This window comes from Corynebacterium sp. UMB8791, assembly GCF_054166365.1.
In genome coordinates, this window is record NZ_JBSZCG010000020.1 from 1 (window position 1) to 15,986 (window position 15,986).

The 15,986-nt window shown below is 65.8% G+C and carries 12 protein-coding genes; 7 read left to right on the forward strand and 5 right to left on the reverse strand.

Annotated elements, in window-relative coordinates; genetic code table 11:
- Window positions 1-18: 18 nt before the first annotated feature.
- The 5 genes from ACXIUA_RS00355 to ACXIUA_RS00375 are packed head-to-tail and all read left to right on the forward strand — an operon-like array spanning window position 19 to window position 8,943.
- Window positions 19-2,004, forward strand: coding sequence for a galactan 5-O-arabinofuranosyltransferase (locus ACXIUA_RS00355; RefSeq protein WP_457975874.1), 1,986 nt, complete (start codon window positions 19-21; stop codon window positions 2,002-2,004).
- An 11-nt stretch (window positions 2,005-2,015) separates the two neighbouring features.
- Window positions 2,016-5,357, forward strand: coding sequence for an arabinosyltransferase domain-containing protein (locus ACXIUA_RS00360; RefSeq protein WP_457975875.1), 3,342 nt, complete (start codon window positions 2,016-2,018; stop codon window positions 5,355-5,357).
- Between the two features lie 18 nt (window positions 5,358-5,375).
- Window positions 5,376-6,260: a cutinase family protein gene (locus ACXIUA_RS00365; RefSeq protein ID WP_457975876.1), complete on the forward strand. Its 885-nt coding sequence runs from the start codon at window positions 5,376-5,378 to the stop codon at window positions 6,258-6,260.
- Between the two features lie 44 nt (window positions 6,261-6,304).
- Window positions 6,305-8,155 carry a M13 family metallopeptidase gene (locus ACXIUA_RS00370; protein WP_457975877.1) on the forward strand — a complete coding sequence of 617 codons (1,851 nt, stop codon included), beginning with the start codon at window positions 6,305-6,307 and terminating at the stop codon, window positions 8,153-8,155.
- Window positions 8,149-8,943: an alpha/beta hydrolase gene (locus tag ACXIUA_RS00375; RefSeq protein ID WP_457975878.1), complete on the forward strand. Its 795-nt coding sequence runs from the start codon at window positions 8,149-8,151 to the stop codon at window positions 8,941-8,943. The genes ACXIUA_RS00370 and ACXIUA_RS00375 overlap by 7 nt, the downstream gene beginning before the upstream one ends.
- A gap of 717 nt (window positions 8,944-9,660) precedes the next feature.
- Here ACXIUA_RS00375 and ACXIUA_RS00380 read toward each other — a convergent pair.
- Genes ACXIUA_RS00380 through ACXIUA_RS00395 form a run of 4 tightly spaced genes read right to left on the reverse strand, consistent with a single transcriptional unit; the run spans window position 9,661 to window position 11,797 of the window.
- Window positions 9,661-10,425 (reverse strand): VOC family protein, encoded by a 765-nt coding sequence (locus tag ACXIUA_RS00380; RefSeq protein ID WP_256000623.1) that lies wholly within the window; start codon window positions 10,423-10,425, stop codon window positions 9,661-9,663.
- On the reverse strand, window positions 10,426-10,713 hold the full coding sequence (locus ACXIUA_RS00385) for an RNA-binding S4 domain-containing protein (protein WP_070477226.1): 288 nt from the start codon (window positions 10,711-10,713) through the stop codon (window positions 10,426-10,428).
- Window positions 10,714-10,715: 2 nt separating this feature from the next.
- A complete protein-coding gene (locus tag ACXIUA_RS00390; protein WP_071567988.1) occupies window positions 10,716-11,048 on the reverse strand; it encodes a heavy metal-binding domain-containing protein in 333 nt (110 codons plus the stop codon).
- A gap of 29 nt (window positions 11,049-11,077) precedes the next feature.
- Window positions 11,078-11,797 (reverse strand): SDR family oxidoreductase, encoded by a 720-nt coding sequence (locus ACXIUA_RS00395; RefSeq protein WP_256008258.1) that lies wholly within the window; start codon window positions 11,795-11,797, stop codon window positions 11,078-11,080.
- A 776-nt stretch (window positions 11,798-12,573) separates the two neighbouring features.
- On the opposite strand from ACXIUA_RS00395, the gene ACXIUA_RS00400 reads away from it, so the two are divergent.
- On the forward strand, window positions 12,574-13,140 hold the full coding sequence (locus ACXIUA_RS00400; protein ID WP_457975881.1) for a sugar O-acetyltransferase: 567 nt from the start codon (window positions 12,574-12,576) through the stop codon (window positions 13,138-13,140).
- A complete protein-coding gene (locus ACXIUA_RS00405) occupies window positions 13,133-15,325 on the forward strand; it encodes an ATP-dependent RNA helicase (protein ID WP_457975883.1) in 2,193 nt (730 codons plus the stop codon). Before ACXIUA_RS00400 ends, ACXIUA_RS00405 begins: the two co-directional genes overlap by 8 nt.
- Here the strand turns inward: ACXIUA_RS00405 and ACXIUA_RS00410 are convergent.
- Window positions 15,291-15,974: a Rib/alpha-like domain-containing protein gene (locus ACXIUA_RS00410; RefSeq protein ID WP_070363312.1), complete on the reverse strand. Its 684-nt coding sequence runs from the start codon at window positions 15,972-15,974 to the stop codon at window positions 15,291-15,293. The genes ACXIUA_RS00405 and ACXIUA_RS00410 overlap by 35 nt on opposite strands.
- Between the last annotated feature and the right edge of the window lie 12 nt (window positions 15,975-15,986).

A 15,986-nucleotide genomic window follows, 5' to 3' on the forward strand; every position in this document is an offset into this window, starting at 1 on the left:
ATGTGCCAAACTGAGTGCATGACAGATACATCCATCCAACCCACGCTGGAGTTCAAGACCGTCGACTACGAGCCTGACGCTGTGTCATGGACGTCGGCGGTCTTGCGCATGCTTGCGGCCGGTGCCAGCGCGGCGGTGGTGACGTTGGCGGTGTGGTACGTGCTGCACTCCACGTCGCTGCCTGCGTTTAATACCTCGATGGTGACGCGCGCTCTATCCACGGGCGGCTCTTTCGTTGTGATTGTGTGCGCGGCGTTGGCGTGCTGGGCGTGGGTGCGGAAGCGCCTGTCGCGCCCGGTGCGCGTGCTGTGCCAGGCTGTCTGCGGGCTGGCCCCGGCTGGTCTGGTGATTACGGCGTTGGGGATCCCGCTGGCGTCGACACGCCTGTGGCTGGACGGCATCCAGGTGGATCAGGGGTTCCGTACCCAGTTCTTGAGCCGGATGACCGAGGTGGCCACCAACCAGGACATGAACTACCTGGACCTGCCTACCTTCTACCCGATTGGGTGGTTCTGGCTTGGCGGGCGCCTCGCGCACCTGCTGGGCATGGAAGGCTGGGAGGTATACCAGCCGTGGGCGCTGGTATCGCTGGCTGCCGCGGCGTGCGCGCTGGTGCCGATTTGGCGGAAGCTGTGCGGCTCCCTGCCGGTGTCGACGCTGATCGCGCTCGTATCGACGGGCATCGTGCTCACCGAGACTCCTGACGAGCCCTACGCGGCGATCGTCGCCCTCTTCGCCCCCGCGGCCGCTGTCACCGCGTACAAGGCGCTGACGGGCTCCTGGCAGGCCACGGTGGTGCTGGCGCTCTACCTGGGCGTTTCCGCCATGTTCTACACCCTGTTTACTGCGATCGCCGCGCTGACCGTTGTGGTGATCGCGGTGCTGTTGTGGTTCCGCCGCAAGTTCGCGCGCGGCCCCGTCGTGCACCTTTTGGCTTCCGGGGTGGGTGCGCTGTGCATCGCGGCGATTGGTTGGGCGCCGTACCTGTACGAGTCGGCCTTCGGCGGTTTCGACGTGCGCCACACCGCGAACCACTTCCTGCCCGCCCAGGGCACGGTGATCCCGCTGCCGTTCTTCTCCCTGTCCATCATCGGCGTGCTGTCGGTGTTGGGCCTGATCTTCATGGTTGGTCGCCTGCATGTGCCTGAGGTGGCGTCGTTAACTGTGATGGTGGTGGTCTGCTACACCTGGGTGATCGTCTCGATGTTTGCGTCGCTGCTGGGCACGTCCCTGCTGGGCTTCCGCATCGAGGTGCTGCTGATGCTGCTGTTTTCCACCGTGGGTATCTTCGCGGTGGCGGACTTGCGCACTGCTGGCGTCGATTATTACTACCCTGGCCACTTCAAGGAGCGCACGCAGCGCGTGATCACCGCGGTGCTCATCATCGTGGTGGCTGCGGGCACGCTCTCGTTCGTGCAGCGCATCCCGGCGGTCAACGAGGCGCACATTGACCAGGCGTACTCGGATACGGACGGCTTCGGCGAGCGCGCCGACCGCTTCCCGCCGGACCCGGGCCGCTACTACGGCGAGATCGACGAGTTCATCCAGTCGCACGGCTACACCCCTGGGGAGACCGTGGTGTACACGGATGAAATCAACTTCATGGCGTTCAAGCCCTACCACGGCTTCAACGCGTTCACCAGCCATTACGCTAACCCGCTTGGGGAGTTCCACCTGCGCAACGAGGCACTTTCGCAGTGGGCGAAGCTCTCCTTCGACGCCCCCGAGAAGCTCGACGCAGCGATGCAGGAGGCGAAGTGGACGGCGCCGCAGGCGTTCATTTTCCGCGGAACCATGAGCGATGACCCGCGCGAGGACGCCACCGAGAACCGGGATGCGGCGTGGAAGACGCACATCGGCCACGACATCTTCCCGAGCGAGCCGAACGTGCGCTACGAAGGCCTGTTCTTTAACCCGAAGGCGTTCCCCCGCGAGACGTGGGACGCGAAGCAGATTGGTCCGTTTGTCGTGGTGGTTCGCAATGCCGCCACGCCTGAGAAGTAGAGTATGCCCCTGTGACAACTGAGACATCCGTGAATCCCGTGAACCCTGCGAACCCACAGAGCGCGGCGAGCACGCCCGGCGCGCAACAACCTCGGCGCGCCCCGCGCCAGCTGGTGACTGCGACCGTCGTGTCCGGCTTCATCGCCTTCGTGTTGCTGCTGCTGACGCCACTGCTGCCTGTGACGCAGGTGCAGTCGTCAGTGCAGTGGCCGCAAGGCGGCTCGGTGGGGTCGGTGAATGCCCCGCTGATTTCGCTGGCGCCGCAGGAGATTGACATGACGGTGCCGCTGGAGGCGACGCGTCACCTACGTGAGGGCCAGAGCATCATTGTGTCGACGCTGCCTGCGTCCTCGGAGGAGGCGACCGACCGTGGCATGTTTGTGTCCGCGCCGGATGGCGGGTTGGTGGTCAGCTCGATTAATAAGGTGCTCTTCGAGCTGAGCCCCGGCGAGCTGGCGGGCCTTGGCCCGGATAAGCAGCTGCGGGTGCACATCACGGATGAGCAGGCGGAAATTTCGGTGCCGGGCACCAGCTTCGAGGAGGTCCTCGAGGATGACTACCGTCCGCAGCTCAGTGGGTTGTACTCGGAGTTGAAGGAGGAGTCGTCGGCGCAGCTTATCGACGCCGGGCTCGCCGCCAACATCGAGATCAACTCTCGCTTTACGTCCAGCCCGACCCTGGTGAAGTCGCTGGCGATGTGGCTGGGGCTGGCCGCGATGGCGGTGAGCCTGTGGGGGCTGTGGCGCCTGGATCAGCTGGATGGGCGTCGTATCCCGCTGTTCAACCGGCGCTGGCGCACGTTCAAGCCGCTGGACGCGGTGGTGCTGGCGGTGCTGGGGTTCTGGCACGTGTTCGGCGCGAACACCTCGGATGACGGCTTCTTGCTGACGATGGCGCGGGTCTCGAACGACTCGGACTACATGGCGAACTATTACCGCTGGTACGGCGTGCCCGAGGCGCCGTTCGGTTCCCCGTTCTATGACGTGTTGGCGTTGTTGGCGAAGGTGACCACGGCGTCGATGTGGATGCGCCTGCCGACGCTGCTGGCCGCCATTTTGGTGTGGTGGCTGATTTCCCGCGAGCTGCTGCCGCGCTTCGGCGCGGTGATTGCTGACCGCCGGATGGCGTACTGGACTGCGGCGTTTGTGTTCCTGGCGTTCTGGCTGCCGTACAACAACGGCACCCGCCCGGAGCCGATTATCGCGATGGGGTTGACGCTGACGTGGGCGCTGTTTGAGCGCACAATCGCGACGAAGCGGCTGGCCCCGGCGGCGCTGGGCACGGTGGTGGCGGCGTTCACGCTGGCCTGCGGCCCGACGGGTCTGGCGGCGGTGGGCGTGTTCCTGATCTGCCTGCCTGAGGTGTTCCGCATCATGAACAAGCGACGCGCGATTGCCCCGGGCATCGCGTACATAGCGGCGTTTCTGGCGGCGGGCTTCGCCGTGATGGTGCCGGTGTTCAAGGACCAGACCCTGGCGACCGTATTGGAGGCCACCAAGGTGCGCGGCGAGGTCGGCCCGGCGCTGTCCTGGTACTCGGAGTGGGTGCGCTACGGCACGCTGTTCCAGGAAGCTGTCGACGGCTCGCTGTCGCGCCGCTTCCCGATGCTGGTCTTCGCCTTCTGCGTAGTCCTCATCCTGTTTTCGATGGCACGCCACGGCGCGATCCCAGGCACGCCTGCGAAGCCGACGCAGCGCCTGATGCTGATCATCGGGCTGTCCACGTTCTTCCTGATGTTCACCCCGACGAAGTGGACGCACCACTTCGGTATCTATGCGGGTATCGGCGGTGTGGTCGCAGCACTCGGCGCGGTGGTGCTGTCTCACTTTGCGCTGCAGTCGGCGCGCAACCGTTCGTTCGCGATCGCAGCGGTGCTCTTCCTTGTCTCCCTGAGCCTGGCGGGCTGGAACGCGTGGTGGTACGTGTCCTCCTTCGGCGTGCCGTGGTGGGACAAGAACCCGCAGGTCAAGGGCATTGAGGCGAACACTGTTTTGCTCGGAATTACGCTGGTGATTGCCCTGGTGGGCGTCGTCCAGTGGCTGCGGCCGCGCCCTGATTCTGTGCGGGAGCGCGCGGCGGCGTCGCGCTGGGCGGGCGTGATGGCCGCGCCGATCGCCGTCGCCGCGGTACTCATGGTGGCGTTTTCCTGCCTCACCTTCGTGAAGGCGTTTGCGGAGCAGACCCCGAACTACTCGGTGGGCATGGGCAACGTGAAGACGTTCAAGGGTGACATCTGCGCCCTCGGCAGCGAGATCTTGCTGGAGACCGACACGAACGACTCCTTCCTCACCCCCGTCGACGGGGTGCCGCTGGGCCGCTCGCTGGACTCCGGCGTGAACCGCGCGTTCCACCCGGACGGCGTGCCTGCCACGATCGCGGACGACAACGCCGACACCACGGATACGAAATCGGGCGACGACACCGCCATCGAGACCGTCCAGTCCGATGCAAACGAGGAGCCTGAGCTCTCCTCGGATGCACGCAGCGTCGAGGGCAACCGCCCGTTCACGCTGCGCGGTGTCAACGGGTCGACGGTGCGCCTGCCGTTCAACCTGGACTTCAACCGCATCCCGCTGCTGGGCACATACGACGAGCGCGCGACGCGCACGGCCTACCTGGAAACCACCTGGTTCGAACTGCCACAGAAGCGTGACGACGCCCCCCTGCTGGTCACGTCCGTGGCTGGCAAGATCGCGCACCACGACATTAATGGCGTCGAAAAGGAAGGTGCCGAGCTGGTGCTGGAGTACGGCGTGCGCAGCGACGACGGCTCAATAAAGACCCTGGGCGAGGCAGAAATGCTGGACCAGGGGCCGACGCCGAAGTGGCGCAACCTGCGCTACCCCATCGCGGACCTGCCCGAGGAGGCAAACGTGGTGCGCCTCGTCGCCGAGGACGCCTCCCTTGCGGAAGACGACTGGATGGCCGTCACCCCGCTGCGCAACCCGACGCTGCAGCCGCTGAACAAGATGTTCGACTCGGACACCCCGGGCCTGCTCGACTGGTCGGTGGCCTTCCAGTACCCGTGCCAGCGCACGTTCAACCACTTCGCTGGCGTGACCGAGATCCCGGAGTTCCGCATCATGCCTGACGCACCGGGTAAGCAGCAGCTGTCCGGCTTCATGGACTTCCTGGGCGGCGGTGCGCTGTCCACCGCGGAGGCCGTGAACTACTCCTACCAGGTGCCGGGGTACATGAAGGGCGACTGGCAGCGCGACTGGGGTTCCCTGTCCCGCTACCAGCTGCGCACGAACTCCATCGGTGAGGTACCAGCGCTTGCTGAGATCCAGCTCGAAGAGTTCACCCGTTCAGGGTGGTGGACCCCAGGCCCGATGAAGATTCGGGAGGTCTAACAGCTAAGATGAGGCGCCATGCGCGCTTTCTCATCCCTCCGCTCCGTTTTTGTTGCCGCCGCTACCGCCGCCCTTGTCGCGGTCGGTGCGGCGGCACCTGCATCTGCGCAACAGCTGCAGCTGCCGGCGCCGATCTCGCCGTCGTTCCGTCTGCCGAGCCTGCTGAAGTCACAGGGCTGCAAGTCGGAGTACCTGATTGCGGTGCCGGGTGGCGTCAATACGATGCCGGGGCTGCCGCGCAACCTGCCGCACGGCGGGAACGTGTGGCTCACGGGCGTGCTTACCCAGCTGTATACGGGTGGACAGATTCAGCCGTTGTGGATCGCGTACGACGCCGCGCCGTTCGCCACCACGCAGTACCGGACGGCGTCGAATCGTGGCTACGCGGAGACGAAGAAGGCCGTCGCGGGCATCGCGAACGCCTGCCCGAACGCGCGCTTCAGTTTCACCGGCTACTCCCTCGGCGCGGATATTGTGTCACGGATGCTGAATAACATTGCGCATGACCGTGGCCCTATCGCGAAGGAGCGCGTCACCTCGGCTGCCCTGTTTTCCAGCCCCTACCAGGGCGGGAACGGTGCGGTGATGTCTGCGGGAACGTCGCCACACGTGCGGGGATCACTCGGCGAGCTTGAGGGTGGCTACGGCGAGTTGGGCGAGCGCGTGCTGGAGATCTGCAACACCGGCGACATCGTGTGTTCCCCGTCGGAGGAGCAGCGCGAGATCGTCGACCCTGCGATGGACGTCAACCTGAGCAGCGGCGGGATGCCCCGCTGGGTGCTTGACATCGCGCGCGCGAACGACGGCCGCACGAGCAGTATCATCCACTCGATTGGCACACACGGGTCCTACACGCTGGCGCAGCAGCATGAGGCTGCGAACTGGATCGCCAACCACCGCTAGTCCCGCCGACGCGCATGTCCGGTGCACACGTTAGAGTTGTGGGCATGCATGATCTTTTTCATCACGTAAACGGCGAGTGGGTTGACTCCCACGAGATCCCGGCGGATCGCGGCATCGATGGCTCCTTCTACGCCCTGCGCGACAAGGCGGAGGAGGACGTCCACGCGATCGTCTCAGAGACCAGCGACCTGTTCGCCTCCTTCATGGACACCGACGCCATTAACGCTGCGGGCACCGCGCCCCTGCAGCCGGACTTGGACCTCATCGCGGTGAAAGACATCGAGGAGTTCGCCCATAACCTGGGCGTGCTCGACCGCACGGGCGTCGGCTCCCCACTCGCGTTCTGGGTTGAGAAAGACTCCCAGGGCGAGGACAGCGTGCCCTACCTGGTGCAGTCCGGCCTTGGCCTGCCGGATGAGGCTTACTACCGGGAGGACGCCCACGCGGAGACCCGCGCCACCTACCAGAAGCACGTGGCCCGCATGCTGGCGTTTTTGGACCCGGCGTACCTGCTGGGGCTTACGCCTGAGGTGGCGGCGCAGCGCATCATGAACCTGGAGACCCAGGTGGCGGCCAGCCACTGGGATGTGGTGCGCAGCCGGGACGCGATGGCTACCTACAACCCGGTGGAGTTGGCGGAGTTGCCGTCGATAATTGTGACGATGCTGCGCGGCGCCGGGCTTCGCGACGGCCGCGTGATCAACATGATGCCCTCCTTCACCGAGGACTTAGCGACGATGCTTCGCCCCGAAACCCTCGCCGACTGGCAACTGTGGGCGGCGTGGACCGTGCTGCGTTCCCGCGCGAGCGTGCTCACCGAGGAGATCGGGCGCGCAAACTTCGAGTTTTACGGCACGGTGCTCTCCGGCGCGACGCAGCAGCGTGACCGCTGGAAGCGCGGCGTGGGGCTGGTGGAGTCGCTGGTTGGCGAGGAGATCGGCAAGGAGTATGTGGCGCGCCACTTCCCTACCGAGTCGAAGGAGCAGATGCTCGCGCTGGTGGACTACCTGGTGCGGGCCTACGAGCAGCGCATCAGCGACCTGCCGTGGATGACGCCGGCGACGCGTGAGCGCGCCCTGGAGAAGCTGCGCCTGTTCCAGGCGAAGATCGGCTACCCGGAAACCTGGCGCAGCTACGAGGGCCTGACCTTTGACCCTTCCGGCGAGCAGCTAGTGGCCAACGTGCGCCGCGGCGCCGCCTTCGAGCACGACTACCAGCTGGGCAAGATCGGCAAGCCCTCGGACCGTTCCGAGTGGGTGACCACCCCGCAGACCGTCAACGCGTTCTACAACCCAGTGGTCAACGACATCACCTTCCCTGCCGCGATCCTGCAGCCGCCGTTCTTCGACCCGGAGGCGGACCCGGCGCGCAACTTCGGCGCGATCGGCGCGGTGATTGGCCACGAGATCGGCCACGGTTTCGACGACCAAGGCTCGCGTTACGACGGCCACGGCAACCTCAACTCCTGGTGGACCGATGAGGACCGCACCCACTTCGAGGAACGCACCGCGAAGCTGGTGGAGCAGTTCCAGGGTCTGGTGCCTTCTGTGCTGGAGGGCCAGGACGTCGCAGGTGTCAACGGCGAGTTCACGCTCGGCGAGAACATCGGCGACCTGGGTGGCCTTGGTATCGCGGTGGTGGCGTACCAGCTGTACTGCGCCGACAACAACGTCGAGCCGAACCTGAAGGAGCTCTTCCTGGCGTGGGCCCGCGTGTGGCGCTCGAAGGCGCGACCGGAGATGGCGGCGCAGCTGCTGGCGATCGACCCGCACTCGCCCAACGAGTTCCGCTGCAACGTCATCGCCTCCAACGTTGACGAGTTTTACGAGGCCTTCGACGTGGAGCCCGGCTCCCCGATGTGGATCGCCCCGGAGGAAAGGGTCAAAATATGGTAGAGGAATCGTCGCTACAGCCCGGCGCGGAGGGCGCGCACTACCCGCTCAACGAGCAAGGTTCCGAGGAGTTCCAGGTCGGTGGCGTGGAGCGCACCCTGCCGGAGTCCGAGCAGCTCGCGCAGCTGGTGTCCTACATCGAGGCGTCCTACGAGGACTCCTCGCAGTACCTGGCGCTGCTTCCGGACCGGATTACGCACGCCGCGATGCTAATGCTGGGCTCCGCGGTGGACCACCAGATGCCGGGCGTGGCGTTGACCGGGGACGTCTCCGTCGAGGACGCTCCGCTGGGCCAGGTGTTCACCTCATCGAAGGCGCCCGCCAAAGGTGGCGTGTGGGTGGTGTCCTGCTACGACGGGCCAGCGGATGCCCGCGAGTTCTCCTGGCGCCCCGAGGTTGCCGCCTGCGCTGAGCAGGCCGGTGCCCGCGCCTACGACGTGGACGACCCGGCCGGCGTCGCCTCCGCCGTGCATGCCGCGCGCCAGGAAGGCGCGGACGTGGTCGCGGTGTGGGGCACCGGCTCCTCCTGCGGGTTGCTGCCTGCGGGCGCGGACGCCTACGTGCTCACCTTCCCCGCCGAATCCGCCGAAGCCGCTGGGGCCCTCACAACGGCTGACGCGAAGGTGCTGCTGCAACGCGCCTCCGACGCCGCGTGGGAGCAGCCCTCAGTCGAGGGGGCGGAAGTGAAAGAGTACGTCTCCACCGGGGTGATCGCTACCCCGGCCCAGCACCGGCGCAAGGTCCTGGATGCCGCGGAGTTTCTTGCCGGACTTGCTGTGGCCGAAGGCTGACGCGGGCGTGGCGTCGTGGCGCTGGACAATGCCACGGCGTACGTCGACGGTGTTGTGGTAGGCGCTGCCGTTCGTCAGCGCCGCCACCGCCCACGTCTCATCCAGCGTGGTGCCCCAGGAGACAGAGGCGGTCGCTGTGGTGGCCTCGTTGGCCCAGCCCATCTTGGAGCCCTGCACGCCACGCAGACGCGCGGTGCCGAACTGCTGACCAAACCCGTCAGAGGCCACCAGCGACTGCCGGCGCATCCCGTCCAACAGCGGCTCAGCAACCGGGTCCCGCAGGATGGCCGCGATGAAGGTGGCTACGTCTCTCGCCGAAGTCAACGTGGTACCCCACGCCCCGACGCGCTGCGTGCGCTCCAGCTCGAAGTCGGCGGCAATCTCGTCGATGGCCTGCGGGTAGCGGGCGTCGAGCGCCTCGGCGATCGCGTCGTTGGAGACGCGCACCATCTCCTCAACCTGCGCCTTCTCCTCCTTCGTGCCGTTATAGAGCACCCAGTAGCCCAGGTAGAGCTTGGCCAGGGACAGCGCGGCGCGTGGCTCCTCGCCCGCCGGGGAGATCGACACCCGGCCGTCCGGGTGCACCACCGCCAGCGCAGTGCGCTCCCGCGTGTAGCCGGGGTTCACGTGAAACCCCTGCAGCGCGGGCATCAGCGCGCACACCAGCAGCGCAGCAATCCACTTCTTCAACACAGTGCTTCCGCTTCGTTTCGCGCCCTAGAGGTCCAGGATGGAGTCTGCTTCGCTGACGTCCTCGCTGACCGGCTCCGGCACCTCGCACAGGTACACGTTGGCGCCGGTGGCGTCCTTCGCCCCAAGCATCGGGCCGAACGGGCTGAGCGTCGGACCAGCCAACACCTGGCCGCCACCCATGCGCACCGCATGGGACGCCGCATCAACGTCCTTGACGCCGAAGTAGGAGTGCCAGACCGCCGCAAGGCCGTGCTGCTGCAGTCGCGGGTCCAGACGCAGGCCCAAGAACGCCGCGCCCTCCTGCAGCGCAATGTAGTAGCCGCTTTCCTTGCGCAGCTCCCAATCGAACAGCTCCCCGTAGAAGTCCACGGTGGCCTCATCCGGCGCCACGCACTCGTACCACACCGGAACACCCGGCTCACCAGCGGCAACGAAGGCATCCTCCCCCGCCGGGCGCATCAAGCCGAACAAGCCACCGGACGGGTCCGCGCACACCGTCATCACGCCGAAGTCCACCTCCTGGGAGCTCAGCACCTTGCCGCCCAGCGACTCCACGCGTGACTCAATCGAGCCGTCCGCGTCCATGAAGTACGTCACCCACAGGTCCCGCTCCTGCTTCGACGGCACAAACCCCGCCACCGGCAGCCCGTCCTTCCGGGCAACCCGGTACGTCTCGCCCGTCACTTCCCAGCCGAGCACCTTCGAGTAGAAGTACGCTGACTTCTGCACGTCCTTGGTCAAGCAGTCCTGCCAGTACGGCATCCCTGGTGTTCCCTGAAACGCAGGCATTTACATGTTCCTCCACTTTTCCGGATCGAAATCGTCGTTCGCGGTGCGCTCATCGAAGTAGTCGCCGTCATCCCCGCCGGTGCTCACGGTTGCCGTTTGGGTGCCGACGGTGACGGAGTCGGCATCGAAAAGCAGGTGCCCGCGCGCACGCACCACCTCCCCATTGACGCTGACCTCGCCGGCGTTGATGAGCTCCTTGGCGTGCCCGCCGGACTCCACAAGGTTGGCCACCTTCAAAAACTGACCGAGCTTAATGCTCTCCCCCGAAATCACCACATCAAACGCCATGATTACACCACCGGCGGAGCAAGCTTGACCGCAGTGCCCACCGCGGACACCAACATCATGCCGCCGTCAGCGCCCATGGACTCATAGTCCACCTTCACGCCAACCACCGCGTCAGCCCCCATCTCCGCGGCGCGATGCCACAGCTCGTTCAGGGCCTCCTCGCGGGCGCGCACGACCTCGGCCTCCCACGCGGCGGCGCGGCCACCCACAATGTTGCGGATCCCGGCCGCGAAATCCTTGAACACATTCATGCCGACGATCGCCTCGCCGCCCACAATGCGCATGTACTCAGCGATGGTGCCCCCATCGACGGAATTAGTAGTGCTTAGAATCATGCAGCCAGTCTAAGCCACGCTCCCGACACTTAGCGTTCAGCCTGGTCAGTCGGCATAATCGACAAGGTATCGATGTTCACGTGCGGCGGCAAACTCGCCACCCAACGCACCGCCTCCGCAATGTCCTCCGCGGTCAAGTTCAGCTTGCCCTCGTACACCGCGTCCGCACGCTCGGCGTCGCCCGCGAAACGGTTCAGGGAGAAGTCCGTCTTCACCCGGCCAGGGTCAATCTCCGTGACGCGGATGTTGTTCTCCGCCTCCTCCCGACGCAGCGCCCGCGTGATCCCACGCAGCCCGTACTTCGCCGCGTTATAGCCGCTACCGCCCTTGTACGCGTCAGTCGCCGCCACGGACCCAATGTTCACCACCAGACCGGACGCCTCCAGCAGGTGCGGGTACAGGGCCTTCGTCACCCGCATCGTGCCGAGCACGTTCGTCTCGTACATCCACTGCCAGTCGTCGGGGTTGGCGTCGCGAAGCAGGTCGAGGCCCTTGGCACCGCCCGCATTATTCACCAGCAGCCCCACCGGCCCCTCAATTATCGACGCCAACTCTGCCACACTCGCCTCATCCGTCACATCAAGGCGCACCGCCACGCCCCCGATCTCCTCCGCGATGGCCTGGCAGCGCTCCACCCGGCGCGCCGCCACGTACACCTTCCAACCGTCCGCGGCGAGCGCCCGCGCACACGCCTCCCCGATCCCGGCGGAGCCACCCGTCACGACGGCCACTTTCGTTGTCTCTGTCATGGTTGGCAGTGTAGTGCTCGTGCGGGCTCGGCGTGCCTGGGCGTTTGGGTGATCGTCCTGCTTTTTCAAATCTCAGGGTTATACTCTCACCCGCAGTGCGTACCCATTCATGTGAGTACTTCACTGTCCGCAGGAGTTTATTCACCTGCGCCTCTCCGTGGGATTTCGTCCCTCACCTGCGGAAGGACCCTATGGGGCGGCGCCTGATAAGGAGGAATCCTATGGGTTGCTTCATGCTCCAAATTGAGAGACACAGAAAAACTAAAGAGAAAGGGATGCGAAGATGGAAATTCAATCTTCGCATCCCGTGGGTGTGGTTACTTGCGCTAACCGTTGGATTCACCCGCGCTTCTGAAGCAGTTTGGCCGCTCCTTCAGAATGCTCTCATGTAGTGTGTCCCTCGCCACCCTCCAGGTCCTCAAACACCCTGGAGGATGGTTCTATTTTGCAACACAACAACACATCACAACACCATGTTTTGTGTTGTACTCATTGTCCCCCTGACATGTCCCCCTGTCAACCGAAACCCCTCAATGCTCTGTCCCTTCTCGGCTCGCACCGATACTCTTTGAAAAAGTTCCCGCGCTCGGGAACCATTTTGGATTTCGAGCCCACTCCGGTCGACCGACGCTGCCGTTTCCCCAGTTCGCGACGCCTGTCCATGAAGATCGTTCCCCGCATCACGGTTCTCGCGGGAACTTTTTCGACGGGCGGGGGCGGTAAGCCGAGCGGCAGGCGGGGCCGTAGGGGCTACACACCCCGGTACCCTGGCTGGTATGTATTCGATGGAGCAGATGCGATCAGGTCAGTGGTACCTCCCCGGCGGCGAGGAGGCCGACGCCCAACACGCCCGGACGTGGGAGTTGATGGGCCAGGTCAACGCCTTGGGCAACACCGATCAGCCGCGGGCGGAGGAGCTGTTGCGGCAGGTGTTTTCCAACAGTGCGCACGTGCCGGGCCTGTTCGCGCCGCTGCATGTGGAGTTCGGGGTGAACACGCGCTTCGGCAAGGGGTGCTTCATGAACTTCAACTGCGTCATCCTCGATATTGCGGAGGTGACCATCGGGGACGGGTCGATGTTCGGGCCAGGCTGTCAGCTGATTACGGTGGGTCACCCGGTGGAAGATGCGGTGAAGCGGGCTGAGGGGTGGGAGATCGCGAAGCCGGTTCGGATTGGGAAGGACTGCTGGTTCGGGGCGGGTGCGATGGTGATGCCTGGCGTGACGGTGGGTGATCGTTGCGTGGTGGCCGCCGGCACGGTGGTGACGAAGGACGTGCCGGATGACTGTTTGGTGGCGGGGGTGCCGGGCGTCGTGAAGCGAAAGTTTGCGCAGGATGCCTGAGCGGGAGTTTGACCTGGGGCGGATTGGGGAGGGGCTGCCCGTCGCGAAGGTGATTGGGGAGCTGCCGCGCACCGGGCCGCTGGTGGTGGAGGCGCCGCCGGGGACGGGTAAGACGACGTTGGTGCCGCCAGCGGTTGCGAATATTTGCGGGAAGACGCTGGTGACGGCGCCGCGGCGTGTGGCAGTGCGTTCGGCGGCGAAGCGGCTGGCGGACCTGGATGGGTCGCGGCTTGGGCAGCGGGTGGGCTACTCCATTCGTGGTGAACACCAGGACGGTTCGCTGGTGGAGTTCGTGACGCCGGGTGTGCTGCTGAACCGCCTGCTGCAGGACCCGGGCCTGGAGGGCGTCAACGCGGTGATCATCGACGAGGTGCACGAGCGCGGCCTGGACACCGACCTGGTGCTGGCCATGTGCATGGAGACTGCCCTGCTGCGCGATGACCTGTACCTGTGCGCGATGTCGGCGACGCTGGACGCGCGCCGCTTCGCCGACCACATGGGCGCCGAGGTGCTGTCCACGGAGGCGGCGACCTACCCCGTCGAGGTCGCCTATGCGCCGCACGCTGGGCGGATGCAGGGTTCGCGCGAGTTCTACCGGCATGTGGCCACCCTCGCGGAGGCGCCGGAGCGCACCCTGGTGTTCGTGCCGGGGGTGCGGGAGGTGGAGCTCGTCGCCAGCTTTCTTGACGACGCCACTCCGCTCCACGGCCGCTTGTCCTCCGCGGAGCAGGACGCCGCGCTCTACGGGGATGCTGCGGTGGTGGTGTCGACGAACGTTGCGGAGTCCTCGGTGACGGTGCCGGGTGTGCGCCGCGTCGTGGATGCCGGGCTTGCCCGGGTGCCGCGGCGGGATGCCCGCGGGATGACGGGCTTGGTGACGGTCTCTGCCGCGAAAAGCAGTGCGGACCAGCGGGCGGGCCGCGCGGGCCGCCTGGGGCCTGGCACGGTGGTGCGGGCCTACTCGGAGGCGGACTACCAGCACTTTCAGCCGGATGTGGCCCCGGAGATTGCGACGAGTGACCTCACGCAGGCGGCGCTGCAGTTGGCGGCGTGGGCGTCGCCAGACTTGCCGCTGCTGGACCCTCCCCCGGCGCACCACTTGGCCGCTGCGCAGGAGACGCTGCGGCTCATTGGCGCGCTGGACGATCAGCACCGCATCACCGCCCTCGGCGAGAAGCTGGTGCGCATGCCGGTGGATCCGCGGCTGGGGGCCGCGTTGGTGAAGTTCGGTTCGGGCGCGGCGGACACTGTAGCCAAGCTTGCCGACCAGCCCGCGAAACGCCTGGCCAGGCTGGTGCACAAGTCAGCGCCGGTGCCACCGGGCGACGTGATCGCGGCGGCGTACCCCCAGTGGGTGGCCAAGCGCGACGGGGGCGAGTACCTGCTTGCCTCAGGAACGAGGGCGCGGCTGGACGTGCCGATCGGCGCCCCGGAGTGGATCGCGGCCGCAGAGGTGCAGCGCACTGCGCGGGGTGCGGTGATCCGCGCGGCGGAACCGCTTGCGATGCCGCAGGAGCGCGTCGAGGAGCACGTGCGCGCATCACTGGTGGACGGGAAAGTGCGCGCACGCAGGGTCAAAGCCATCGGCGCCATCGAACTGAGCGCCACCCCGATCCGCCCCGAGCCCCACGAGGTGGAAGAGGCACTGCGCGACATCAGCTTCGAAGATTTCGCGCTTGATAGCGCCGCCCTGGCGCTTAAGCAGCGCCTCGACTTCCTGCACGCCACCATCGGCGAGCCGTGGCCGGACGTTACGAAGGGCGACTACTCGCTGGAGGTGGCGCAGTTGGCCAGGGGGGCGTCGATAAGAGAGCTGGACATGCGGCAGGCGCTGATGCGGCAACTGCCGTGGCCGGAGGCCTCAAAGCTCGACGAGCTGGCGCCGACGCGCATCGCGCAAGGCAAACTCGACTACTCGACGGGCCGACCCGTCGTGCGGCTGAAACTGCAGCTGGCGTTCGGGCTGGCGGACTCGCCAGTGATTGGCGGGCAGCGGGTGCTGTTCCACCTACTCTCCCCCGCGGGGCGCGAGCTGGCGGTCACTGACGACCTGCGCAGTTTTTGGAACGGACCCTACCAGGACGTGCGTAAGGAGATGCGTGGGCGCTACCCGAAGCACCCGTGGCCGGAGGACCCGTGGACGGCGACGCCTACTGCTCGGACGAAGCGCACGCTGAATAAATGATGCCACCGCCGACTAGGCCAGCGACCGTCAGCACCGACGCGATGCCGAGGTCCGCATTGCGGCGGTTGTACTGGCGCGGTTTGAGGTGAATCTTGACTGGCTGTGGCAGGTTCGTGATCTGCAAGTTGATGCTGTCCTGCACCGCAACGATTGGTAGCCCCATTTGGGTGGCAAAGCCGAGCGGGATCAGTGCCAGCAGCGGAATGCCCACTGCCAAGGAAGTCTTGGAACACTTCGGCGTGATCTGCTCAAAACCGAGCGGCTTCAGGAAGTCCGGCGCCACGCCTTCATCCGTTCCCGGGTTCGCCACAGCGACTCGGACCGGGATGATTTCCGTGGATTCGTCGCCGTAGTGGGCAACGACTGGCCACTGGTAATCACCAGGATCGACGCCAACAGATGGCGTCAGCTCGATGGAGCCATCGGCTTCAGAAAGGTGCGCCCAGCTGGGGATACTCGTGCCGCTGTACCAGGCTTGGCCCCTCGGCAGCGGTGGGGGTAGTGTTTCCGTACTACCGATAGTTACGGTTGTAACGGGGTAATTGCCCTGCACGATCGCCTGTCCGTGCGCAGTTTCTACCGCCACGGCGTGTGGGGAGGTGCAGGCAAGCATGACTGCACACGCAGCTGCTGTAATCCGGCCACGCATGACCGACCTCCT